The 25048-nt window shown below is 52.8% G+C and carries 21 protein-coding genes and 2 pseudogenes; 8 read left to right on the top strand and 15 right to left on the bottom strand.

What is annotated here, in order from left to right:
• Window positions 1–272: 272 nt before the first annotated feature.
• Together KP707_RS16055 and KP707_RS16050 are read right to left on the bottom strand one after the other, a co-directional pair.
• Entirely contained in the window at window positions 273–1115 is an 843-nt protein-coding gene (locus KP707_RS16055) for a MetQ/NlpA family ABC transporter substrate-binding protein (protein ID WP_082872748.1), read from the bottom strand.
• Window positions 1108–2151 (bottom strand): isopenicillin N synthase family oxygenase, encoded by a 1044-nt coding sequence (locus tag KP707_RS16050; protein ID WP_063905020.1) that lies wholly within the window; start codon window positions 2149–2151, stop codon window positions 1108–1110. The genes KP707_RS16055 and KP707_RS16050 overlap by 8 nt, the downstream gene beginning before the upstream one ends.
• Window positions 2152–2343: 192 nt before the next feature.
• Between KP707_RS16050 and KP707_RS16045 the strand changes: the two genes are divergently transcribed.
• The 4 genes and pseudogenes from KP707_RS16045 to KP707_RS16930 all read left to right on the top strand — a co-directional run.
• Entirely contained in the window at window positions 2344–4800 is a 2457-nt protein-coding gene (locus tag KP707_RS16045) for a TonB-dependent siderophore receptor (RefSeq protein ID WP_211501684.1), read from the top strand.
• A gap of 45 nt (window positions 4801–4845) precedes the next feature.
• Complete coding sequence (locus tag KP707_RS16040) at window positions 4846–5868, top strand: methionine ABC transporter ATP-binding protein (RefSeq protein ID WP_015074835.1); 1023 nt, start codon at window positions 4846–4848, stop codon at window positions 5866–5868.
• A complete protein-coding gene (locus KP707_RS16035) occupies window positions 5849–6508 on the top strand; it encodes a methionine ABC transporter permease (protein WP_211510638.1) in 660 nt (219 codons plus the stop codon). Before KP707_RS16040 ends, KP707_RS16035 begins: the two co-directional genes overlap by 20 nt.
• Window positions 6509–6579: 71 nt before the next feature.
• Window positions 6580–6891, top strand: a pseudogene (locus KP707_RS16930) (IS5/IS1182 family transposase); the annotation flags it as partial.
• A 56-nt stretch (window positions 6892–6947) separates the two neighbouring features.
• Here KP707_RS16930 and KP707_RS16030 read toward each other — a convergent pair.
• From KP707_RS16030 to KP707_RS15990, 9 genes are read right to left on the bottom strand one after another with little or no spacing between them, the layout of a single operon-like run.
• Window positions 6948–8423, bottom strand: coding sequence for a carboxylesterase/lipase family protein (locus KP707_RS16030; RefSeq protein ID WP_249195476.1), 1476 nt, complete (start codon window positions 8421–8423; stop codon window positions 6948–6950).
• 19 nt (window positions 8424–8442) lie between these two features.
• A complete protein-coding gene (locus KP707_RS16025) occupies window positions 8443–9240 on the bottom strand; it encodes an ABC transporter permease (protein WP_016738656.1) in 798 nt (265 codons plus the stop codon).
• Window positions 9237–10088 (bottom strand): ABC transporter permease, encoded by an 852-nt coding sequence (locus KP707_RS16020; RefSeq protein WP_211510636.1) that lies wholly within the window; start codon window positions 10086–10088, stop codon window positions 9237–9239. Before KP707_RS16020 ends, KP707_RS16025 begins: the two co-directional genes overlap by 4 nt.
• Entirely contained in the window at window positions 10085–11191 is a 1107-nt protein-coding gene (locus tag KP707_RS17170; protein ID WP_211510635.1) for an ABC transporter ATP-binding protein, read from the bottom strand. Before KP707_RS17170 ends, KP707_RS16020 begins: the two co-directional genes overlap by 4 nt.
• Window positions 11184–12245 (bottom strand): extracellular solute-binding protein, encoded by a 1062-nt coding sequence (locus tag KP707_RS16010; protein ID WP_249195475.1) that lies wholly within the window; start codon window positions 12243–12245, stop codon window positions 11184–11186. The genes KP707_RS17170 and KP707_RS16010 overlap by 8 nt, the downstream gene beginning before the upstream one ends.
• Before the next feature lie 8 nt (window positions 12246–12253).
• A complete protein-coding gene (locus KP707_RS16005) occupies window positions 12254–13258 on the bottom strand; it encodes a membrane dipeptidase (RefSeq protein WP_086633680.1) in 1005 nt (334 codons plus the stop codon).
• Complete coding sequence (locus tag KP707_RS16000; RefSeq protein ID WP_215751882.1) at window positions 13255–14742, bottom strand: NAD(P)-binding domain-containing protein; 1488 nt, start codon at window positions 14740–14742, stop codon at window positions 13255–13257. The genes KP707_RS16005 and KP707_RS16000 overlap by 4 nt, the downstream gene beginning before the upstream one ends.
• Window positions 14726–15712 carry a LysR family transcriptional regulator gene (locus tag KP707_RS15995; RefSeq protein WP_215751881.1) on the bottom strand — a complete coding sequence of 329 codons (987 nt, stop codon included), beginning with the start codon at window positions 15710–15712 and terminating at the stop codon, window positions 14726–14728. Before KP707_RS15995 ends, KP707_RS16000 begins: the two co-directional genes overlap by 17 nt.
• Window positions 15713–15716: 4 nt before the next feature.
• On the bottom strand, window positions 15717–18104 hold the full coding sequence (locus KP707_RS15990; RefSeq protein WP_215751880.1) for a TonB-dependent receptor: 2388 nt from the start codon (window positions 18102–18104) through the stop codon (window positions 15717–15719).
• 203 nt (window positions 18105–18307) lie between these two features.
• Between KP707_RS15990 and KP707_RS15985 the strand changes: the two genes are divergently transcribed.
• Entirely contained in the window at window positions 18308–18928 is a 621-nt protein-coding gene (locus tag KP707_RS15985; RefSeq protein WP_215751879.1) for a 2-hydroxychromene-2-carboxylate isomerase, read from the top strand.
• Between the two features lie 230 nt (window positions 18929–19158).
• Here the strand turns inward: KP707_RS15985 and KP707_RS15980 are convergent, their stop codons facing one another.
• On the bottom strand, window positions 19159–19905 hold the full coding sequence (locus KP707_RS15980) for a glucose 1-dehydrogenase (protein ID WP_016738676.1): 747 nt from the start codon (window positions 19903–19905) through the stop codon (window positions 19159–19161).
• 145 nt (window positions 19906–20050) lie between these two features.
• Here KP707_RS15980 and KP707_RS15975 point away from each other — a divergent pair, with 145 nt between their 5' ends.
• Complete coding sequence (locus KP707_RS15975) at window positions 20051–20674, top strand: TetR/AcrR family transcriptional regulator (RefSeq protein WP_252348921.1); 624 nt, start codon at window positions 20051–20053, stop codon at window positions 20672–20674.
• Between the two features lie 163 nt (window positions 20675–20837).
• Here the strand turns inward: KP707_RS15975 and KP707_RS15970 are convergent, their stop codons facing one another.
• Window positions 20838–22037 carry a Fic family protein gene (locus tag KP707_RS15970; RefSeq protein WP_215751878.1) on the bottom strand — a complete coding sequence of 400 codons (1200 nt, stop codon included), beginning with the start codon at window positions 22035–22037 and terminating at the stop codon, window positions 20838–20840.
• A gap of 547 nt (window positions 22038–22584) precedes the next feature.
• Entirely contained in the window at window positions 22585–23931 is a 1347-nt protein-coding gene (locus tag KP707_RS15960; RefSeq protein ID WP_373687810.1) for an IS701 family transposase, read from the bottom strand.
• A 110-nt stretch (window positions 23932–24041) separates the two neighbouring features.
• Between KP707_RS15960 and KP707_RS15955 the strand changes: the two genes are divergently transcribed.
• A complete protein-coding gene (locus KP707_RS15955) occupies window positions 24042–24194 on the top strand; it encodes a hypothetical protein (protein ID WP_215751923.1) in 153 nt (50 codons plus the stop codon).
• A gap of 91 nt (window positions 24195–24285) precedes the next feature.
• Complete coding sequence (locus KP707_RS15950; protein ID WP_215751933.1) at window positions 24286–24798, top strand: IS5 family transposase; 513 nt, start codon at window positions 24286–24288, stop codon at window positions 24796–24798.
• On the opposite strand, the pseudogene KP707_RS15945 reads toward KP707_RS15950, so the two are convergent.
• Window positions 24788–25043, bottom strand: a pseudogene (locus KP707_RS15945) (transposase); the annotation flags it as partial. The gene KP707_RS15950 and the pseudogene KP707_RS15945 overlap by 11 nt on opposite strands.
• Window positions 25044–25048 lie beyond the last annotated feature (5 nt).

The following is a 25048-nucleotide window of genomic DNA, read 5'->3' as shown; positions in this document are numbered from 1 at the left end:
GCATCATAATCATTAGATGCCGCGGACACTGGTTGGTGAGGCTGGCTGGCGCTGTTTGCCCTGCCTGATTGGCAGGGCATCCTCAGATGTATTTTGGGATCGCTAAGCGGCTGTAGTCATTCTTTAAAAGAAGAGGAAATAATTCATATCGTAAGCTCAGTAATACAGCGCACCATTCATCGTGAATCCTCGATTTTGATGGTATAGTATGATTGGAAGTAGGTGACGAAAATCAAGCATGGATTAATCGTCGATTTTAAGTTTTCTGGTCACTATGTCCATGATGGTATGATTGCTCCATGATAGGCTTCCAGTAGCTTTGCGCGGACGTTCGGTTTCTGGAAAGCCCGCACGAGGGGCAGAACCCACGTGGCATGGGCATCTGGTTGGTTGACGGCGATGAAATTGATATATGGATTGTTCTCCATACTTTCTCGCGCAAGCCGTTCCGATGTAAGGTTAATGCCTGCTTTGTAGGCCCATTCTGTAATCACGACGCCTGCATCCAGATCAGCCAGGGAGCGTGCCAGGACCGGATCGTCCAACTCCTTGATTGTCAGGTTTTTCGGATTTTCAGAAACATCAAGCACGGTTGGCATATTTCCTGCGTCAGACGAAATTTTAAGTAATCCCAGAGACTGAAGCAGTTTCAATGCGCGCCCCTCGTTTGTTGGGTCAGCGGGAACTCCAATAGTTGCGCCGTCAGGAAGTGAGGAAAGCGTCTTCCATTTTTTTGAATAAAAGCCGATTGGTGCGAAATAAGTATTTCCAACCGGGACAATATGGGATCCGAGGGCCGCATTTTGGGCTTCTAAGTATGGGCCATGCTGAAACGCGTTGGCGTCAAGGTCTCCCGCCGCTAGTGCTGCATTGATTGGATTGCCCTCGGAAAAGGTAACGATTTCAATCGTCAGGCCGTCAGCATGGGCATTGTCCTGAACGATGTGCCAGATATCTTCGTCTTCTCCCGAAAGTATCCCAATCCGAACAGGCTTTGATTCTGCTCTTGCTGATGACACAACTATAGGCGTGGCAGCTAAAATCATCAGAAGCTTCCGACGATCGAGAAGAGTATTGCTCCCTTGGGCGCGAGCATTCGTGAAACGTTTATGCATGGTGCAAATCTTTCGATGGAGCGGCAGTGAAAAGATCGTTGTAATGGCGCGCAGCGACATCGGGATGAGAACGCAGGCGACCTTTGAGGGTGTTTTGTCCGATTTGGGAAAACAAAGGATTTTCGGGGTCCTGAGTGATACCGCTGCTGGTGCCTGCGAGAGGGTCTGGTAAGGAGAAAGTCGGCATCGTGGCATCAAGTTGTGCACCAAGAAAGAACGCAGCAGAGAGCCTATTCCGTCCGGCAGCGGGGCTGATTACGCGATGAACTGCGGCTTTGAAGTATCCACCAGATGCGACTTCCAGCAGTTCTCCGATGTTGACGATAAATGTTTCCGGCTGGGGAGGTGCCTGAAGCCATTCACCGTTTGTCAGTTCTACTTCCAATCCGCCTTCATCGTCTTGAAGGATCAGAGACAGGAGATCGCTGTCTTTATGGGCGCCAACGCCCTGCTTCTTTCCATCATCCTGGCGACCAGGGTAATGGATCAGTTTTAATAGCTGATAAGGCGTGTTGCTGACGACAGGATGAAAAGCGCTCGCCTGTTGCCCCAGAGAGAGGGCAAGAGTTTCAAGAAGGCGTCTTAGAACACTCAGAACCTGATCCTGCCACGACAGAACTGCTTCTTTAAAACGTGGAAGTGTTTCGGGCCATTGATTGGGGCCTTGAAGACGGAAATAAGCAGGCTTTCCCGTCAAATCCTGAATGACAGGTCTCTCTGGGCCAATGTCCAGCTGTTCCCGCCAATCCGCTTTACCTCGTGTGAGTTCCCGGCCGGCATGATTATAACCCCTGAAATGAGGAGAGTTGATCATGGCAACCTGCTCTTTTTGAGGAAGAGACAGAGAAAAGAAATTCTTTGCCTGCATCATGAGCTCAGCATTCAGATCTGCTGAAATTCCATGACCTTCTAAATAGAAAAATCCGTACGCGTGTGCGGCCTTTCGAAGGGAGTTGAGAAAGACATCATCTGGCGCTTTCTGATCTTTCCAAAGTGACAGGTCGATGGTTGGCAGGGAAAGTTTCTTCTGCGTCATGCGTTTGATCACTTTCAACTACGACTTTCCATAAAAGCAAAGTCGGTTTGCGGCGGCCCGGAGGAACGGGCCAATGACATATATAGCCATCATAAATCGCATTATATATTAAATCCACATGCAATATGTTGTTTGACTCCTAAAACACTATGACATAATCGAATATTGAAATTCACCTTTTGAAAAACTATTATGCGTAGTGGTTATATCGTGGCACCACTTTTGGTCAGCCTTTCGTTTTCGACGGCGGTTGCAGCTGAAAGCGAGCCCCGTCAGGATGGTCCGGAAACGCAAAAATCAATTGAGAAGCAGAATTTTATTAAAAAACCGGTTTCTACTTCCCGGACGAACACTGTTCAATCAGAGGAGCCGGAGCAGGTCATTGTTACAGGAACGCGCGATCCCTCTCAAACTGCGGCAAGAAGTGTGAGCCCCATTACGATTATTGGAGGTAATCAGCTTCGTGCGACTGGAATGACTGACATCCGGGAAGCGCTTGTCCAACTCTCACCATCTATTAGCCGAGAAGTGAATGGCTCGGATCAAGGATCAGTCATAGATGCGCTAAGTCTGCGAGGACTGAACGCTGACCAGACCTTGGTTCTTGTGAATGGTAAAAGACGACATACCACAGCAGCAATTGCAGTCGATGCTTCGTCTCAACAGGGTACAACCCCTGTTGATCTGGATATGCTACCCATCTCCGCTATCGACCATATTGAAATCCTGCAGGACGGCGCCGCCGCTCAATATGGATCGGACGCCATCGCTGGTGTCATAAACGTCATTCTGAAGTCCAATAATCACGGTATTCATATGCAGGCTACAAACGGTGGATACGCTGCGGGAGATGGTTTTACCACAGGAGAAAATCTCAATGCAGGTTTCAAACTGGGTCAACGCGGGTATCTGAATATCAGTGCAGAATTCAAGCATCAGGATCGGACCCAGAGAACCGGCATTGATCCCCGAACCGGCAAAAACAATGATCTGGCAACCGGTCAGCCTCAGGTGACAAGGGAGTCAATCGAAGCGAATTTTGGTTATCATCTGACAGACAGTATCGAGCTTTATGGTTTTGGAACATTTACACACCGGGACGCTGAGCGTTGGGCCTTTCTCCGTGCTCCGAGCACAACCGCAGCGGACGGGCTTTCCGGCATGTATCCGAATGGCTTTGAACCTGTTGAGACCATGCCCGAAAATGACTACGGCTTTACGCTCGGCTTTCGGGGAAAAAAACTTTATGGCTTTGACTGGGATTTGAGCTCCACTATTGGCGGAGACCATGACACCCTTGCTGATTACAATTCCGCCAATGCCGATGCCTACAAGGAAACAGGGTCTTCTCCCTCTCGTTTTTATCTTGGCAATTACTCCAATCAGCAATGGACGAATAATCTCGACATTCGACGGGGCGTCGACATCCCTTTTCTCTACAGCCCGTTGAACATCGCATTTGGCGGTGAGTATCGTCGCGATACATATTCAATCGGGGCGGGTGAACCTTTATCGTATTATCTGAGCGGAGCGCAGGGGTATCAGGGCGAGACGCCAGAAGACGCTGTTGACGCATCCAGACATGTCGCCGCAGCCTACGTCGATTTTTCAACGCAGATTGTTAAACGCTGGAGAGTAGATCTGGCAGGTCGCTTTGAACATTATAATGATGTTGGCAACGCCCGAACGGGTAAGATCTCCACACGCTATGACATTAATCGCTATATCGGCTTCCGGGGGACTGCAAGTACCGGATTTCGCGCGCCTACTCTTGCGGAACAGAATTTCGCAGCGTTTATCTCCAGTCCCAATTATGCAACGGGTCAAATTGCAGCCAATTCAGCTGCTGCGCGTGCTTTAGGGTCTCCCGGGCTCAGACCGGAAAAGTCTACAAATTTTAGCATCGGAATGATTTTGAATCCACTCCCTCGGCTTCATATCAATGTTGACGGTTATACGATCTCCATCAAGCATCGCATTGTTGACGGAGGATATGCCTCTGGAGCGCGTGCGGTGGAAGCCTACTCAGCCGCAGGGGTAGATACCTCCGGCTTTGCTGGAGACGAATCTGCCGTTAGTACGAATTATTTCACAAATGGCGCCAATACCCGGACAACGGGTCTTGATATTACTGCACGATATTCTTCAGATTTCGGCCAATACGGAAAAGTAGACTGGGACGCAGCAGTCAATTTCAATCATACGAACGTAAAAGATATTGCACGAACAGGGGAGGGGACACCTGTTTTGAATGCTCAGCAGATCAGTTTGATGTCAACGGAAAATCCGGCCAATAAGCTGATTTTTGGTGGGATCTGGCGTCGCGGAAAGTGGAATGTGGCCGTTCATGAAATCCGCTATGGTCATACGACATCCAATCTGACATTTGTCTCCGGCAGCAACGCTTTCTCGACGACAGATTTCTATCATCAGATTAATCGTCCGCGTTTCGTCACCAATCTGGAAGTTGGCTATCAGGTCCTCCCGCAGCTTCATCTGGCGCTGGGTGGCAACAACGTCGGAAATGCCCATCCAAGCCGGGTGCCTTCTTTCACAGCAGATTATAATAACAATCTTTATGATACGCTCAGTCAGCAGCTGTCCGAAGAAGGAGGCTTTTACTATCTGCGGGCTGATCTGACGCTTTGAAACATGGAATATTTAGAAAATCTGTAGGCCTGAAAGAGTCATGAGATGCTAAAAGTTGAAAACCTTTCCAAGGCGTTTGACGGGCGTATTGCACTGGGAAAAGTCAGTTTCTCCGTTCAGGCAGGCGAAATTGTTGGAATTATAGGGCGCTCCGGAGCGGGAAAAACGACACTTTTGCGCTGTTTGAATGGTGCAGAAACGCCTGATACAGGTCACGTTTTTATTGAAGGAAAGGATCTAAGCAGATTTAAAGAGCGTGATCTTCTAGCCCTTCGGCAGCGTATTGGTCTTGTCTTTCAGAGCTTCAACCTTCTGCAGTCCCGAACGGTCACAGGCAACATCTCTCTTGCACTCGAGATTTTAGGGATTCCTAAAAAAGAACGCCTCTATCGAATAGAGAAGCTGATACAACTGGTCGGACTTGAAGGGCAGGAGACAAAATATCCGACACAGCTTTCCGGAGGGCAAAAGCAGAGAGTAGGAATAGCGAGAGCTCTAGCAGGAAATCCGGCTATTCTTTTGTGTGATGAAGCAACATCTGCGCTAGACCCAGAGGCAACCACCTCCATTCTCGCTCTTCTTGAAGAAATAAATAAAGAGTTAGGCGTCACGATCGTTCTGATTACCCATGAAATGGATGTTATACGAAACCTTGCTCACCGAGTGCTCGTGCTCGATCAGGGACACATTGTTGAAGATATTTCAACCGAGGCCCTTGCCAAAGGGCAGGCCCATCATGCGTTAACGAGATCCTTCATCAATGACGATCAGGTACATCTCGCTGACTGCCTGCGCTCATTCGTGACCGAGAAGGCGTTTTCGGGCGCTATGCCGGTTTTGCGTTTAGGCAGTATGCAGAATGAGCTATCGTCAACACTACTGACTGATCTCTATCGGACTTTCGGTATTACGGCTTCTATCCTACAGGCTGATATTCGTGGAAAGTCTTCAGGAGGTCACGACACCCTTGTTCTGACTTTATCGCATAATCATGAGCATGCTATTCAATGGCTTTCGCAAAATGTCGAAGAACTGGAGGTCATCGGGTATGCGTCTTCAGATCTTTGAACTGTTTTGCAAAGCAACTCTGGCAACCCTTGAAATGGTTTTCGCATCTGCCGTGATCGCTGTTTTTTTTGGTTTGCCTCTCGCTATTCTTTTAACCATCACAAGACCCGGTGGGCTATGGCCTATACGGTCTATCGGCAGGGTTTTGGGATTTGTTGTCGATCTGACAAGAGCAGTCCCGTTCATTATTCTGCTTTTGATCCTTATTCCTTTTACGCGCTTCGTGGTGGGGACCGCGCTTGGTACCGCTGCTGCAATCGTGCCTCTTTCCATCACAGCGATCCCTTATTTTGCGCGCATTGCAGAAGTGTCGTTAAGAGAGGTGAGTCCAGAATTAATCGATGCCGTTCGCGCAATGGGTGCAACACGAGCAAAAATCGTGCGCTCTGTGCTCATTCCCGAAGCGTTGCCTGGTCTGGTTTCTGGTTTGACCGTGACAATGGTTAGCCTGATCAGTGCGTCCGCCATGGCAGGTGTTGTTGGTGCAGGGGGGCTGGGAGATCTGGCGATCAGGTACGGATATCAAAGATTTAATACTGCCATGATGTTATGGGTCGTGAGTATTCTTGTTGCATTGACGATTATCGTTCAGTTTTGCGGGAATATAGTTTCTGCACGTTTGAAAGCATATAATCGTTAGTCTCAGGGCATATAACCACAAGATGACGGATGGTGATCGGAAGATGGCTGGCGGACGAGCAGATAATTTGACGCATCAAAGATGGCATGAATACGACGCTTTATGCAGTTAATGAGGAAAACAGACGTCCGCTTCCCTTTTGAACAGTCTTTTCCTGCCCAATGGCTGCTGAGAGATCGTGAGTATGCCGCGGACTGGCTTAGCGACGCGCCTTGTAAGAAAAAGGGGTCAAACCCTGGAAATCTCGCGGGGAACCGAGCAAATACGACAAGCGGAAATATAAACGCTGCAACCGCATCGAGATTATGTTCGGAAGGCTCAAGGACTGGTGGCAGGTCGCAACCTGCTACGACAGATGCCCGACCGTCATCTTCTGGCTATGAGCCCTATATTTAATGCAAACATTCACTCAACAGATAGCATCTCAGATGGAAATCTATCATGTCCAAAGGCAAACCCTTGGGTAAAATAGGTCCGTGCAAAACGCCGCACCGTCCTTTGTAATGGACAAGGTGGCCTTATTATTGGTTGAAAATGCCTCCCATCTTATTTCTGACCGTTCTTCTACCGAAACAAAGTCTCTCCAGATATTATGTATGATACGCGAAATCTTTGGATCAACATCTTGATATCTCGTTGGTAAGTTCGCTCTGTTATAGCCTTCCCGCCACCATACGTTTGCCAGTTCGGCACCATGTGGGGCACCCGTTTCATTGGGGCCGATGCTTCCGAAAAGATATTTATGAACGGGCTGAAATTTGCTCAGTGCAAGGGCATAGCGGGTCGTCGGGTTTTGAAAGACAAGATCCCCTGCGACCGCACGCCATATTCCCAGAGGGTCATGGTGGGGTAGGGCATCCCGATAGCGGTTCACGATATCGGTCCCACTCAGGCCGAGAGGCTGTACTCTTGGGTCCAGTAAGCGCGCAGTATCTGTAAATGTGAGATGCGAGTGCACGCTGGAATGGGACAGGTATTCCGCCGATGTCGTGCCGATCATAACTGGAACCTGCGTTACCAGTCCTTGGACAGCGGCTATTTCTGGATCAAGGGGTAAGGACGCAGCGTCAATGACTGGCTGGAAGGGAATTCCTACAATTGTCACTCGTCCGTCTCGAGTGAAGTCATGCTGTTCGTAGGATTCATTGCAGATCGCTCGCTGAGCAGCGAGAAGCTGATGAATGGGTATCTCTTCGAGGATTTGAAGTGATGGCTGGCCGAGACGTTTGAGAAAGCGTTGTGTCGTCAGGCGTGCGTCTTTGTATGGTAGTACCGCTGGAGTAGCTCCGGACTGGATCATGGTCCTGGAAAACAATCCTTTTGCCGCAGGCATGGCCATAAGAGTGGAAACGGCAAATCCACCCGCAGATCGTCCGGCCAGAGTGACGCGTTCAGGGTCTCCTCCAAAGAGGGCGATGTGCTTCTGAACCCACTCCAAAGCTTTGATGATATCAAGTAGCCCGCGATTTTCGGGCGCGCCATCCAGGCTTAAAAATCCCAGTGCTCCCAATCTGTAATTGAGCGTTACTTCAACAATTCCGCTTGCTGCGAAGGCGCCTGTCTGGAGGAGTGGTTCGTTTCCGGAACCGACGGCGTATCCGCCTCCGTGCAGCCAGACAAGAACGGGAGCTTTTCCCTCCCGGGCTGGACTACGGATATTGAGGGTTAGAAAATCCTCACCGGCATCCAGCATGGATGTGGCCCCTTTCCCAACAGGTCCATAGGTTGGGATCTGTGGGCAGACGGCACCAAGGCGGTGAGCGGATCTCACACCGGTCCAGGGTGCAACGTCCTGAGGTGCTGCGAACCGATTTCCAGGAACAATAGGGGCGGCATAGGGAACGCTCAGGAATGTCAGAATTCCGTTTTCTGTGAAGCCTTCTATCGCGCCACTTTCGATCATAATCTGCGTCATGAGAGGTTCCTTCACTGCTTTATCCGCCGACGGCCCGACGAAGATTGATCAGACGTTCAATGATGATGATGGGTACCAGACTGAGGAGCACCACGAGGACTGAGAGCGACGCGACCTGCGGGTCCGTCCGGAACTGGATGTACTGATAGATGGCGAGTGGCAGCGTAACGGCTCTATGGCCTGCAATGAACAGGGCGATAACGGCTTCGTCGAAGGAAAACAGGAATGCGATCAGAAATCCGGTGATGAGGTGTGGCCTGAGTGCGGGTAGAATGACACGGCAGAAACTCTGCCAGGGCGAAGCGCCGTGAATGCGAGCGGCTTCTTCTAGTGTGCGGTCCAACTGTGCAATCCCGGAGGACACAATGCGCGTCGTATAGGGCAGTGTGATGCTGATATGGGCCAGAATCAATCCTGTCAGCGTGTCCAGGAGGCCAAGCGGTTGCAGGGTCATCATCAGTCCGACCGCCAGCACGATATGGGGCATCAGCATTGGAGAAAGAAAGAACCATTGCAGGCTTTGCCGTCCCGGGAAGTGGCCTCTCACCAGAGCAAAAGCAGCGCTCGTCCCCACAATCAGGGAGAGCCCCGCAGAGCATCCTCCGATCAACAGACTGGTTTTTCCAGCCTGAAGGAAAAGGGGGTTATGCAACACCCTGGCATATGAAATTAGGGAAAAACTCGCGGGTGGAAAGCTGAGGTAGGGACGTATATCGAACGACACGATCAGCACGATAATCAATGGTGCGAGCAGGAATAGGTAAATCAGGCCAATCAGAAGATGCCACGCCACCCTGACGGTTCGGTCGTGTTTCATGACTGGCTCTCCACGCGCTGAAGAATTCTCTGATAGAGCGTCACGAATATTCCGAAAAAGGCCAGGAGGGTAATGGACAGGGCGCCGGCAAATGGCCAGTCCAGAGCTATGGTCGTCTGGTTGAAGATTTCTGTTGCAAGGACAAAGACGCGCCCTCCGCCCATCAACTGAGGTGTCACGAGTGAGCTGATTGCGAGAACGAAGACAAGCAGCGAGGCTGTCATCAGTCCTGGAAGGGAGAGAGGCAGCAAGACGCGCCAGAAGACCTGAAGGCGACGTGCCCCGAGGAGGGAGGCCGCCTGTTCAAGCTCCGCATCCAGACGGCTCAGGTGGCTGAGGATGGAAATAATGCCATAAGGCAGCAGGATCTCCACCAGCGCGACAACCGTGGCAAAGGGACCGTTATCCAATCGTGTGGGCTGCGCCAGAATGCCAGCCCACACGAGGGTCGTGTTAATGAGGCCATGTCGCCCGAGGATGACCATCCAGCCGTAGGTCCGGATGACTGTGGATGTCAGGAGGGGCGCAATGGCCAGCGCTGTCAGGGTGCCTCGCCAGCGGCTTTGCGACCGGGCAAGGAAAAGCGCGACGGGAAAAGCCATTGGGACGGTAATGACAACACAGAGCAGCCCAATGAAAATCGTGCGTCCAATGACCCACCAGTAAAAACTGTCCTCGAAAAGCCGGACATAGGCGTGGAGGGAGAGTGTATGTCCGGTCGTAGGCTGGAGAGACGTCCTGGCCAGCCAGAGGAGCGGGAAGACGAATGTCACGACAAGGGCCGCAACACCCGGAAGGATGAGCAGGGCCTGCAGCCAGGAAGGCTGTTTTCGGACAGACACCCTCATGAACTCGGATGGCCTGAAGTGACGGCATCGGAGACAGGCTCTTGAAGGACTGACATGTCGCTGGCCTGCCAGTGCAGGTCAACAATGTCTCCCGTCTGGGCCGGCTGGCCCTGATCTTCCTGCTGTTCAACGGTGAGTGTTACATACCCGACACGGACCAGATAAGTTCGGCGCTCACCCGTATAAACAACGTTTTCGACCACACCCTGGCAGCATGTTTCGAGACTGTTGCCCAGTCTGATGCGATGGGGGCGGATCAAGAGGGTTCTGCGACCTTTCCAGCCTTCGGAAAAGCCAATGAACAGTGTGCCGATGCCTTCCGCATGGATACGTTTGCTATCGACCCATACAGCCTCGATGAAGTTGCTGCGTCCCACGAAAGAGGCCACGAACCGGTTTGCGGGACGAGTATACAGATCTGCCGGTGTGCCAAACTGTTGGAGGCGTCCTTCCGACATGACGGCGACCTGATCCGCAATGGACAGAGCTTCGTCCTGATCATGCGTGACAAAGATGGCTGTGATCCCAAGGCGTTGCTGGAGCGCACGAATTTCCGTGCGCACCGTATCGCGCAACCGGATATCAAGATTGGCCAGCGGCTCATCCAGCATGAGAATGTCAGGTTCGATGGCAAGCGCCCGCGCCAGTGCCACTCGCTGCCGTTGTCCGCCGGAGAGTTCGGTGATGCGCCTGTTCTCCAGCCCGGTCAGGTGCATGAGAGAGACCAGTTCCGCTACACGCCGCCGGCTCTCTTCCCCTTTGATCCCCCGGACATCCAGGCCAAAACTGATATTGCGGGCGACGGAGAGGTGAGGAAACAGGGCATAGGATTGAAATACCATTCCCATGTTGCGTGCGTGAAGAGGGGTTTCCGTCATCTGACGTCCCGCAACGTGCAACTGTCCTGAATCGACCGGGGTAAGGCCTGCAATCATGCGGAGCAGGGTGGTTTTTCCGCATCCGGAAGGGCCCAGCAAGGTCAGCATCTGCCCGCGTTTCAACGTAAAGCTGACGTCATCGACGGAACGCCTGTCTGCGCCCGGAAATTGCCTCGTGAAGCCGCTGACGGAGAGATAGGCTGGTGTTGAGTCTGTTTCAGCCACTGATGACCTCACGTTGAATACGGCGGATCCAGCTATTGTAGTGCTGGCTAACGAAGCCCCAGTCGAGATGCATTTCACGGCGTGCTGTCTCTAGTCGGCCGAAAATTGCTTCGGATGTCTCGTCTGACAGCACAACCTGACGGTTTACAGGCCCATAAAACGCGACATTCGCAAAGGCTGTCTGCACGTCCGGGGACAGTGCATGTTCAATGAAGGCCTGCGCCAGTCTGGTGCGTTGCGGAGGGGCCGTCAGATTAAGCGTATTGATCTGCGCGACGCTGCCTTCAGATGGAACGACAGCACGCAGCGTATCCGGATTGTCCCGTGCAAGCATCTGACCACGGCCGTTCCATCCGACACCCAGGGCAATCGTCTGGGCCAGCGTCAGGGTGTAAATGTCGGGCTGTGCGTTCCAGGTCGCGACATAGGGGGAAAACTGCCGCATGAGGGCCAGTCCCGGCTCGATGCTCTGCCTGTAGTCCCCTCCAGCCATGCGGGTCAGAAGCGGAAGGAGTACAACGCCACGCGTATCCTCGACAGGCATGGCGATCTGGTCCGTCAAATCGGGCCGTCCAAGTTCACGCCAGCTTTCCGGAGGACGCGTCAGAACACGGCTGTCATAAATGAGCGACAGATTATCCCGTGAGAATGCGACGCCATTCATGGCATCGAAGCGTCCCCAGTCTGGAATGTCGCGCAGGCTCGGAATCTCTTCTTCCCGTAAAATGGAAGTCAATCCTTCCTGTTTGGCAAGAATAGCGACCGATACATCCGCAATGGCGACATCAATCTGGGGTGCTTCCCGTTCCAGCCGTAGCGCTGCAAGAAGCTGTGCAGAATTGATGATGGGACGGTACGTCACGCGGACGCCCGGCATGGCGCGTTCGAAACTGTTGATCACGATGGCCTGAAACGCTTTCTGGAACGGTCCATGAAAGCCGGCTACCGACAATTCCAGATCGCCATCCGCCGCACGTGCATGTCGCCATGCGGGCAGTGTTGCCAGACCGCCAAGAACCTTGCGGCGCGTCGTGAAGTGGGGAGCGGTTGGCATGAGCCGCGTCAGACCTCTGGTGTCCATGTGTCGCGATACAGGCGCAGCCAGTTCTGTCCGAGAATTTTCTCGATTAACCCTGTGGACCACCCACGGCGCATCATGGCGGCTGTCAGGTTGGGTGTTTCTGGGATGCTGGCAAAGCCCGCTGGCTTGCGGATCGTGGTACGGCCAAATTCTGTCAGCTGACGTCCATATCCCTTGTCCCGGTTCGCCCAAAGCAGCCACGGGCCAGGGCGGGGATGTCCTGTACTGAAATCGGTACCCATCGCAATGTGGTCTTCACCCACGATGTTCAGGACATGCGTCATGGCATCCAGATAATCATCGATTGTCGCATCATTCCCCGCACGCAATCCGGGAGAGAACAGGCTGACACCCACGATGCCGCCTTTTTCAGCACAGGCCCGGAACAGATGATCTGGCTTGTTGCGTTTCACATCGCGAAGCGCGCGTGGCAGCACATGTGAAATACAGACCGGGCGTCGGGAATGCTCAATCACGTCGGCTGACGTCAGGTCGCCTACGTGACTTAGATCGCACAGCACGCCGTGGCGGTTCATTTCATGAAGAACCTCGCGTCCGAAGCCTGTCAGGCCACTGTCACGTTCTTCAAGATAGCCAGCCCCTGAATAGTTCTGGGTGTTGTAGGTCAACTGCATGGTATTGACGCCCAGCAGTTTGAAAAGCCGTACATAATCCAGACGGTCTTCCAATGGGGACGTGTTCTGCCAGCCGATACTGATCCCTGTGCGATTGGTGCGTTTGGCGGTCTCGATATCCGCGACGGAGCGGATTGGGATGATCAGATCTGCATTTTCAGCAAAGTGCCGCTCCCAGGTTCGGACATACGCCATGCCCTCACTGAAGTTCTCCCACAGCAGGGACGCAGCATTGACAACGGTCAGGCCGCCGGCACGCATCTGTTCAAAGATTTCGCGGCTCCAGGCACAGGTCTGAAGGCCATCAATCACGATGCTGCGTTGGTGCAGCTGAAAGGAATCCTCGGTCATGCGTTACTCTTCACCTTTGTGGATGTGCCGTTGACAATCTGTTTGGGGTGCCATTCATCCCCAAGGAGTTCTGGTCGGTCGAACTCACGGAAAATATTCAGCCAGTCCTGGCTGTTTTCGCGCAGGAAAGATGCTGCGACACCATGGACCAGCCTTTGAACAGCCTCATCCATCGCGGGTGCGCCACTCGTGAGCTTGCCATGGCTCAGCACAGAGGCAAAGCACAGACAATAAATCCGGGATAACGGCTCTTTGTCACTGTCTTCGCGTGCAACGAACGAAAAATCCGGTGCCAGATACGGAGATTGGCCGAGAGATTTACTCTCTTCTCCGGCTGGAGGCGTATAATGATCGTCCCAGAGGCTGATCTTGGACGCAAATGAGGAAAGTTCTGGTCGAGATGTAACTTCACAGGAAAAACCGGTCGCAAAAATCAGAAAATCCAGCTCCGTTTCACCATGAGGCGTTGTGACGGTTAACGCAGATGCTGTTTCTTCGACCGAGAGCAGGGGGGCATTCACATGCAGTCTTGCATTCTTGTGCCTGAAAACCCGGCGCGTACTGTCGCGTGGGGGAGGGACTGGCGCATCAAGCCCAAGGCGCATCATCTCCCATTTTACTGCGTCTGGCAGGCCAACATATCCCATGACCAGCCCATCACTGCTGATCCCGGTGAACTTGTCCACACTTGGGAGGGCTTCGCGACGGACGAAAAGGTCAACGCCAGCAGCGCCAGCCTCCAGAGCGCTCGCAGCGTTGTCCATTGCAGAGGCGCCTGCTCCTACGACCCCAACACGCTTTCCAGCAAGCGCTGTGAAATCGATCATATCGGCGGAGTGGGCGCAGAACCGGGAGGAGATCCCACTGGCAACAGAAGGAAGGGATGGGGCGCCCAGTCCGTCTATTCCTGTTGCCAGTATAACGCGTCGGGCCAAAACTGGAGTGCTTTCTCCTCGCACTGTAACCCTGATGAGCCCATCGTCCTGCGGGGCAATATCTGTAACGTCCATTCCGTTACGAACTGGTAGATCCAGAATGCGTCGATACCAGATGAGGTAATCCATCCACTGTGCGCGTGGAATTTTGTTTAGGCGTTCCCACGCCGCGTTACCGAACTGCGCTTCAAACCAGGCGCGAAACGTCAGGCTGGGAATGCCCAAAGCCGGGCCGCAGGCAGATTTCGCTGTACGGAGTGTCACCATGCGGCCGTAGGTGACCCATGGGCCTTCTGTGCCTTCAGGAGCGCGATCAAGGCAGATGATTGAACTGATGCCACGAAGCCGTAGAGCCGCAGTCGCCGCGAGCCCGATCATGCCTGCGCCGATGACCACCATGTCATAGGTTGGTTCAGGCGCATCATGGAGCGGAAGCACCCATGGCTTTGCCGGGAGGTTCAGATAATCCAGATCGCGGCGAATACGGGCTTCAAGCTCCTGAAGATCGAGCGCTGGCGCTGTTGTGGTGGCCTCAATTCTTTTTGGCATCTGGTGCTCCTGGCTCGGTCTGAAAAAGGCGTGTGTGAAGTTTTTCGAGCGCTTCGGGTGGGTGCCGGATGAAATCTGGCAAAAGGGCACGCGCTGTAATTTCGATCTGTTCGATGAAGCGAAGAATGCCGCTATCAGCTGCCGAAAACGCCGGTGTCAACACGCTCCACGCCCAGGGAATATGTTCCACAATAGGCCGCACGACCGTACCGCCAATGGGAATGCCGTAGGCTGTTACAGGCTCTACAATGGCCACTCCCAGTTCTTCACGGGCACTCATGACAGCATTGAGGGATGTATTGGTTTCTATCCTGGTGAACGAGCTGTTCCCGGATGCCTGAAGAGCTGCGTCGATCGTGCGTCGCAGCCGAAAGGGATTTCCTACGGTCAGAACCTGCTGGGTATGCAGTTGACGAAGAGAAAGGCTGTCGGATTGGGCAAGAGGGTGATCCTCATGCAGAACGGCCACACAGGATGCTTCTCCAATCCAGTGAATGTGCAGATTGGTATCGTCGATGGGCAGGGTCGCCAGACCGACATCAACACTGCCATCCGTCACGGAGCGGACGACCTCATCGGCTGGCATGCCTTTGAAAGACATTGAAATGTCTGAACTGCATTGCATCAGACCGGAGATGGCCCGGGGAACAAGACCGCCAGAGAGTGCAGATGTGGCGCCGCATGTAATCCGGCGATGGTTTCCACCTGCAGCGATTTGTCTGGCTTTCTCCTCAATGTTCTTCAGTCCGATGAAGGAGCGCTTGACCTCATCATAAAGGAGCCGTGCTTCCTGCGTAGCATGCAGCCGCGTCCCGTTCCGCTCGAAAAGGGTAAAGCCAAGTGCTTTTTCCAGTTCCATAATGAGACGGCTGACAGCAGACTGCGTGCGCCCGAGATGACGTGCCGCGCCTGTCATGCTGCCGATCGAAAAGACAGCATGAAAGGCTTCGATCTGACGTCCTGTAATCATGGTTTCAAAATCCGAGGGTGATTGATGTTACCGCTGCAAATCCACCCCCGAGATAATAGCTGGGTGCAGTGCCTGCGATGGACGTCCCATAAATACCTTTTGTGGTCTTGGCATTTGTCCGAACCGTATAGGCGCTGGACAGGTAGTTGCTATCACCGAGGTTCACAAGATTCAGCTGGATCGTCGGGCGATGGATGAAGTGGTAAGTCTTCATGCGGTACCCCAGCGTCATATTGGCCGTCTTGTAAGCGGGGATACTCTCATCATTCATAAACGTTGAGTATTGTGAATCAACGTAATTGAAGAATACGTTGCCGAAAAACTGACCGTCATCATAAGATATGCCTGCAGATGCCGAAAATTTCGGTGTCAGAATTGCACTCTTCCCTTTGGTTGGGAGAAGATCGTTTCCAACAGCAAGGTTGTTGTCGATCGTTGCATGGAGATACTGCCCCGAAACGTATGGGCTCAAATGATGCCAGGGACGAAGGGAAATCTCGACCTGCGCTCCACGCGTCGTTTGGCCGCCTGCATTGATGAGGTTTGTCGTCAATGCGCCATCAACATAAACGGATGTCGAAATCTGCCGGTTTGTAAAATTGTAGTTGAAGAAGCCAATGGAGGCATTGATAAGACCAGTATGACGATATCCAATTTCTTCGGAAATGGAGTATTCATTCTTGAGGTCAGTTTTTCCAGCCGTCGATATCTTTCCGGTCGAGACACTGAAAGCGTCATAATACGGTACGTCTGACATCGGTGCGTGGAAATTTGTTACCGCGTCGATGAAAATCTGATTGTTTTTGTCAATCTTGTAGCTGGCCTCGAAACGCGGCAGCGGAACTGCGCTATTTGTTCCCCAACGATAGGTCGCACCTGGAATGTTGTTTGTTCCGGATCGTGCCAGAAGCACAGCTTTGAACCCAGCGGTCAGATCAAGCCGATGATTCAGTAGAGACAACCCGTCCTCAATGAAGAAGCCATTGACCTGCTGCATCATGTGGAAATTCTTGGTCGCCAGGATGGAGCCGTTTTGAGTGCGGATATTATTATTGATGATGTCACCTGCCGCACTGACAGGAGAGTAATCGTAGAGGGAGTTTTTGGTCAGATTGCTGTACCAGTAACCAACCTTGAGAGTATTTACGCCTGTCTTCAGCGTGAAATGACCTGAGAAGCCCGTATTGAAGCTGTTGGAGCCTGCAATTGCTGCGGCCACAGCTTTCCCGTTATAGAGCGTAGGGAAGCTGACGGTTCCCGCAGACTGGTTGCCAAGATACAGGCTTCCAGGTGTCAGGGTCGTCCCACTTGGGACCGACCCGCTCATCCACTGATAGTAGGGGGCGATATCAGCCGTCAGACCTTTTGCAAGCGTAAAGTGGCTTGGAGCGCTGATCATCATTGAAGAGCGCTTATATTGATAGAGTCGGTAATAGGTTGTGCTGCCTGGGGTATATTCGCCAGAATAATTGTAGGATTTTCCGTACTGCTTCCATTGCGCAAGAGACAGATATCGTGTTGGGGATTCGTCAATCGTATTCCAGGTAAAGACTGCTGAGACTCGATTGTCTGCGCCCCATTCTTTTACCGCTTTGGAATCGACATGGTAGCGACGGTTCGTTCCTGGCCCGCGCCAGTTATTGTTGCGGGTATACGAACCAGACATGAATGCCCGGACACCGGAATGGCCGATTTCTCCACTATCCAGACGCAAAAAATCTTTGTTCGTCGCATGCGTTCCGCCTGAAAGCGATAACAGTGCTCCGGCTTTGTGACTGGGGTCCAGCAACGTTTCGGTAATCTGGCCGCCACCTGCATTATAGACAGGAGCGGCAATGTCGCTGCTTCCCTGCGCCAGATCGACACGACCAATATTTTCCGTGTCTGCCCATTCGGACGTATCGGCGATCCCATAAATGGGATCGCCCGCAGGCATTCCCTCAAACACCAGACCGATCTCTGTCTGGTCCAGACCACGAACGGTAATGCTCGTATGGTCCGCGAGACCCAGAGGATCAGAATTGGCCACAACAGCCCCTGGGGACATCTGAAGCAGGTTAAGTGTGTTCGTGGTCGGGGACTGCTTCGCAATATAGTCTCGTGTAACCCCGCTCTGCATGCGTGGAACTGTTTGAACCGGCATGAGGCCTCCGCCGGGTGTCGTATTGGTCACACCTCCGGAGAGCGTCTCTGTTCTGACATGAATTTCTTCCGCTTTGCTGACCGGGGCAGCCTCATGGGTTGTGGCCGCCTTCTTTGGTGTGCGGGAAGGAACTGGCTGTCTATGCATGACGTCATGATCGGACGATTGCTCATCTGCAGCCTGAGCAGTGCCCCCTAATGTCAACAGAAGCAGGATCAGAAGTGCTGGAAACTCACGAGATGCGGACATGGCGGAATCCGGACGAAAAGGTTGGAGGAAACAGGCCCATTCGCATTTTGGCTGAACTCATTAATCACTATACTAATAAGTTTATAACCATAAGCTACTCACTGAGTCGTATATTATGTTAGCGCATGACGCAACGAGGTTAATGATCTAAACTCATTCTCATTCACGATCACTCTTTCATATTGTCAATGTAAGGAACAAAAATGACCAACGAGCAGCCATCGAACGTGGGGACGATCCAGGTTTTTTATGGAATCTCGTCGCCATGGGCTTATCTTGGGATGCCAAAGCTGCGTGAAATTGCTCGGTCGGAAGGCGTATCACTTGTGCTGCGACCAATTCGGATTATCCAGAGTAATGGCGGAATCCCTTTGCGGGAGCGCCCCACTGCCCGGCAGAATTATCATGTGGTTGAATTGACCCGCTGGCGGAAGTTTCTGGATATTCCGCTTAATCTGAAACCGAAATATTATCCCTGCAGAACCATAGAGTATGCGGCTTGTCTTGTTATTGCCGCGGGTCTCAAAGGCTATGACGATGTCGCTTTGTCGTGGGCGATTCAATCCGCATTATGGGCCCATGATCAGGATATCGCAGATACGAATACGCTTGAGGGTATTGTTGAAAACGTACTCCATAGCGACACCAAAGAACTCTTAGTCTTTTCCCAAACGCCAGAGGTGTACGCTGTATGGGAAAAAAACCTGTCTGACGCAGAACAGCTTGGTATCTTTGGTACTCCTACTTACGTCGTTGGAAACGAACTGTTTTGGGGGCAAGACAGGCTGGACTTTGTGCAACAAAGAATTCATGGGGGACTATGACTATTATTTTCCTTCGTATCCGCCGTTACCTTCCCAACGCACTCTGGAAACTGTGTTTAAGCGGAGAGCTCATAAGCCACGGTAGCCCTATTCCTAGGACAAAAGCATTCTCTAGATAATATGGCTTAAGTCTTCCTGGTAGAGGATATTTCGCGAACAATATTGTTTGTAAATACAAACCAATAATCAAATATTAACCCGGCAGAGGTCTGCCGGGTTAACGTCAAACGTCAGCGCAGCCCACCGGAGGCAATGAGTGTTTCGCCTGTCAGCCAGCGCGCATCATCAGAGGCGAGGAATACGGCAAGTGGAGCAATGTCCTGAACCTGGCCGCTACGTCCCAGTGGTGTTTGTGAAATAATGAGCTGTTCCATTTCGGAACCCACAACATTAGCAGTTTTGGTGCCTTCTGTTTCAATCAGGCCAGGATTGATAGCGTTGACCCGAATATTTCTCGGCCCCAGCTCACGCGCGAGAGAACCTGTAATGGCATCAACGGCTCCCTTTGTTCCCGTATAGACCGCAGAATTTGGTGGCGTAATACGAGATACAACGGAGCTGATATTGATAACGCTACCGCCATCATCAAGGTGTTTGGCGGCGGCCTGGGTCGTCAGTAAAGTGCCAAGCACATTGACATTAAAGAGACGATGGAAATGGTCTTCGGTGATCTCGTCGATCGAAGCAAATTCGTAAACCCCGGAATTATTGACGAGAATATCCAAACGCCCGAATTGACTGATCGCCGCATCCACGATGGCCTGCGCATCGGATTTAAGAGAAACATCTCCCTGAACAGCGATGGCCTGACCGCCATTGCTGGCAATGGCTGAGACGACGGCGTCCGCTCCGGACTTGCTTGAGGCGTAATTGACGACGACAGCGGCCCCCGCTTCGGCGAGTGCCTTGGCAATACCAGCCCCAATTCCTTTAGAGGCGCCGGTTACGATTGCAACTTTTCCGGAAAGTTTGCTCATGGATATGTGCCTGTCTGTATGGGCCAGAACGCACATGCGTACTTTATGCCCGGTTGGTAGAGAGCAACGGATTTAAATGTGGAGTAATCGCTCCAACATAAGGCATATAGGGTTTGGATCTCTGGTTTCAAGGATTTATGGAGCGATGACACCAAAAAAAGACCCAAGTGTGCGGCGAGGGCGGGGGCGCCCTCAATCTTTCGATCGCAAGGAAGCCTTGTGTGCCGCCATGCGCTTGTTTTGGGATCGCGGCTATGAGGGGACGAGCTTCGATGATCTGATTTCAGTCATGAAGATCAGTGCTTCCAGCTTTTACAATGCTTTCGGAAGCAAAGAGGCACTGTATCACGAGGTGATTGAGACCTACATGAGTGTCGCTGGAGGTTGGTTCCTCGGCATCCTTGGTGAAGATGCCGATACGCGAACTGTCTTTCAGGATTTAACGACAGCAGCTGCCGTTGAATTCACACGCGCCGACCGGCCGGCAGGATGCATGATTTCAGTCGCGGCCACACAATGCTCGCCTAACCAGAACCGTTTGCGCGACCTCTTGGCCAGCCAGAGGACACAGGCAGAAGGCGCTATGGCTGCACGCTTGCAACAGGGATTGGAGGTAGGAGATTTGCCGATAGATACCGATATTGAGGCTTTGGCAGCGTTCTACGGGTCCCTCCTACGCGGCATGGCTGTCCAAGCTCGTGACGGAGCATCACAAGAGCGGTTGCAGGAAATTGCGCGGATCGGAATGAACGCGTGGCCAAAGGCATGAGCGCGATTTTTAAGAGGCTTCATCAAACCGATTGATTATGAACTCCATGATGCAAAAGCATACTAGTTGGCATAAGAAATATTATACGACATAACTATCGCTGCTCGAAAGACAAAATGTAAGGTCCCCTGTTCGCTCACCGACCACAATCAAAGCAAGGGCATTAGACTTGGGTACCTGAGCCTGGAATTATAGGATCTTCTGCAAAGGGTCGGTTCAGGATGCCAAGCACTTCATCTGCAACGTAAATTCGATTGCGGGCATAGCCAGTTCGCTCTCTCAGGATCCCAGCCTGGCAAAGCTGGCTAATTGCCGTGTGAGCAGCGGGTGGCGTAATCGACAGCAAAGTTCCCAGCCGTGGAGCCGTCAGAACCGGATAATCCCTAAGGATATCAAGCGCTCGTAGCGCTGCTGATCCCTTTCGGAACGAACGACGGGTCAACCATGCAGCATTCAGGGTTCTGAGAGCTTCACGGGTGATGCGTAACTCCTGAACAGTTTGAACAATGGCATTCGACACAAAGCCGATCAGAGGAAGCCAGTTTAGTTTCTGCTGGGCTTGTTTGAGAGCTGCATAATAGGCCTGTTTGTGGAGCTCTATATACGGTGAGAGATAGAGCGGAATGTGTTTCTCAGCTGCCATCATCAGGGGCAGCAGGAGCCGACCCACGCGACCATTCCCGTCTCGGAACGGATGAACAGCCTCGAAATGAGCATGGGCTAACGCCATCCGGGTAATCAAGGACTGGGTCATCATCTGCATCCCGTCTTCCCGCATATAATCCAGGGTCTCTTCCAGCAAATGAGGGACTTCAGCCGGTGGTGGAGGATTATAGACGGAATAGGCAATGTGCCCATTGCCGCCGATCCATACGACCTCCTGCCGGAAGTCTCCCGGAGTATCTCGGTAGGACGCATCATGGCCGAGTACACTACGATGCAGGTTCTGGATCAGATCGACCTGAAAGATTTGACGGCCCTTAGTGAGAGCCGATGGCACGAACCGCTCCAGAGCCAGCGCGTAATCCCGAACCTGTCTAACCGCCTGCCCTCCCTGATCGTCATCTTCGTCAGCGATAAGAAGTTCATCCAGGGTGCTGTGAGTTCCTTCCATCGCCGAACTGCTGACGGCTTCACGGCGGCTGAGAATACGACTGATCTGATAAGGATCTGGAAGAGCGCGCGCAATCTCATCAGCCTGTCCCAATGCCAGCTGGGCCTGGGAATGCAGCGCTGCGATCTCTTCAAGAGGAATCCCTTCCTCCGGCAGAGGGAGAGGAAGAACCCCGTAGTGATGCTCATAAGGGGTAGGAAGACGGACCAGACGCTCACGGACACCACCGGATAGTTCAGTTCGCTTCATGCCCAAAAACCTTTATCAGAGATACGCAATAGAGATGCTTATTAAAGGTTTTAGGAGAATACTTTAAATAAAATTTTCTGGTGGAGATGTTTTAAAGGTTTGTGCCCATTGTTCAGCATACTTTCAGGACATAAGAAAAGCAGCGGCGATATTGATGATCGCACCACAGAACACGATCAGAGAAGGCCGTTCAGCTGCCGCAGACGAAAGCTTCATGACAACACGTATGGCCGAAGCTAAGCGAACCCTACTGAACTGGGAACATTGGCGTTGTCAGCCAATCGGATCCGCCTAGCACTACTTTGGCAGAATGGAGTTAGGATGCCTTTTGAGTGTCCATCCGCAATGAGGGCATTGTGTCGGGGATGAACGAGACATGTGGTCAAGGATGGCCTGACGCACTGCTGGTAGACTGGGTTGTGGTGGTGGCCCGAGGGCTCTTTTTTTTTGTCCCGCCTGAGCAAGCCTGCGGGATTGCAAAAAGGCGTAGGCCATCATCGACATCAAGGCATGGCGGTGAAGTCCGCTCCAGGATCGTCGTCTAGCACTACTTTGGCAGAATGGAGTTAGGATGCCTTTTGAGTGTCCATCCGCAATGAGGGCATTGTGTCGGGGATGAACGAGACATGTGGTCAAGGATGGCCTGACGCACTGCTGGTAGACTGGGTTGTGGTGGTGGCCCGAGGGCTCTTTTTTTTTGTCCCGCCTGAGCAAGCCTGCGGGATTGCAAAAAGGCGTAGGCCATCATCGACATCAAGGCATGGCGGTGAAGTCCGCTCCAGGATCGTCCCTCAAAGTGATCCAGGCCCAGCTCTTCCTTGAGTTGCTGATGGGCCTGTTCGCATATCCAGCGCGCTTTGATCGCGCCAGCCAGAACCTTGATTGGCGTGTCGGCTGGTAAGTTCGAGAGATAGTATTTGCGTTCGCCATTCGAGCGATGCTCCCCCACAAGCCAGGCTTCTTCGCCCGGCATGTGTTGGGCTCCGGCAGAGCCGATCCTCTGGGGTGCGCCATCCGCGATGCGCACGCGTATGGCCGCGAACCGAGCCGTCAGACGTCCTTTCGTTCCCTTGCGCCAACTGACCTGCCGCCACTTTGCCCCTTCGAGCATGGTGTGTGCAGCCACGGACGTGACATCCGGAACGTGCCGCATGCGTGGGCGACCACGGCCTGCAACCGGGAAGATCAGTTGAACATCGTCGGGATAGGCCTTCTGGTGTCGTGGAATACCGACAGCACAGCAAAGACCCCGTGCGGTCAGTGCCTGCCGCAACGAGGCTGACAACCCGTAACCTGCATCAGCCAGCACACAGCCGAAGCGTACGCCTGCTGCGATGACGCGATCAATTTCCTCAAGCGCGATTTCAGGCTTCGTACGGTAGTCCTGTAAGGCACGAGGTACGCCTGCCTTATCCATGCGCGCGACGTCGCCTGTCCAGCTTTCCGGCAGGAACAACCGCAGGCTCAGCATCAGCGGAACTTCACCCGAAGCCAGTGTCACAGAGACCATTGTCTGGCAGTTCGCATTCTTGCCTAGTGCGGTTGCGTATTGGGGCGCAACGCCTACAGAGGCTTTCCCCTTCTTCGGCAGGGCAGTGTCATCGATGATCAGCCAGGATCTGTCGCCACCAACCAGGTCATCCGCCTGTTTCCACAAGGTCGCTTCCAGTGGGGCCTTGTCCCACAGCCCGGCTCCGATGAAATGATGTAGCCGGTCATAGGGGACCGCATCCGAACGCATGGCCATGGGCTGGATGCTCTTGCGATCTCCTGGCCCGATCAGACCTGCGATATAGGCCGGGCACATTTTACGCCGCGTCTTGTTACCAAGACCTTCCAGATACGGGACGAGCCATCGCTCAAGATCCGCTTGCCAGTCTTCTTCCAATGCCAGCCTCCGTCAAAGCTGGCTCCCCATGAATCACGCAATCAGCTCCATGGGAATCCTAAAAATCATACTTCTGCCAAAGTAGTGTTAGGGCGCGTTGACAAAAGGGAGCGGGCATGGCAGGAGGCGATCTGAAGGATCAGAAATGGGCACTGATTGGTCCGCTTCTGCCGCCTGAACGTAGACGTTGGGCTCGTCCAGCCGGAGATAACCGCCGTTTTCTCACTGGATGCCCCTGGCGTGACATGCATGAACGCTACGGCAAATGAACTCGGTTTATGTCCGGTTTCGCCGTTGGGCTGAACAGGGTGTGTGGGATGCCCTGCTGCAAACCCTTGTAGACTTTGGCCTGACTGATGACTGGCAGCATATGCTCGACAGCACCGTGGTTCGCGCCCATTCACAGGCCACTGGCGCAAAAGGGAGGCTCGTGCGGAAGCTTTTGGTCGGTCACGCGGCGGCTTTACGAGCAAAATCCACGCCCGATGCGACAATCAGGGACGTCCTCTTGGCTTTGTCCTCACCGGCGGGCAGGTCTCGGACTATAAAGCCGTAAATGCCCTGCTGGAACTTCCGGCTCCAAACCCCAGGGCCATGCTGGCTGATCGGGGTTATGACAGCGACAGTTTCCGTCAGGACCTTCTGATCCATGGGATCATGCCGGTCATTCCATCACGCAAAGGCCGCAGCACTCCACAAAACACTGACTGGCGGCGCTACAGGGATCGTAACCGTATCGAACGAATGTTCAACAGGCTCAAGCAGATGCGCCGCATCGCAACCCGTTACGACAAGACCGCTTTGTCCTTCATGAGCTTCCTCAATATCGCCGCCGCAAGGCTCTGGATCAAATCTTTTGTCAACGCAACGTAATCAAATATTCCGTCGGCTCATCAGATAAATCGTTCAAGGTCTGAATCACAAGGATCTTGAACATCAGCACCGGGTCAAAATGCGGTCGCCCGCCCTTGCTCCCTTTTGAATAGGCCTGAGCCGGCTCCAGATCAGGGCTGAACACCTCAAAATTCATCGTCCGGCAAATGTGCTTCGAGTTGATTACCTAGCCCGCTCAGCCGAGCGAGCCGCTCTTCAACATCAAAGAAACCAGACGGCTTTATCTTCC

Source organism: Gluconobacter sp. P5E10 (assembly GCF_018812145.1).
GTDB lineage: Bacteria > Pseudomonadota > Alphaproteobacteria > Acetobacterales > Acetobacteraceae > Gluconobacter > Gluconobacter cerinus.
The sequence above is the reverse complement of the archived record's forward strand: the minus strand, read 5'-3'. Positions and strand labels throughout refer to the sequence as shown.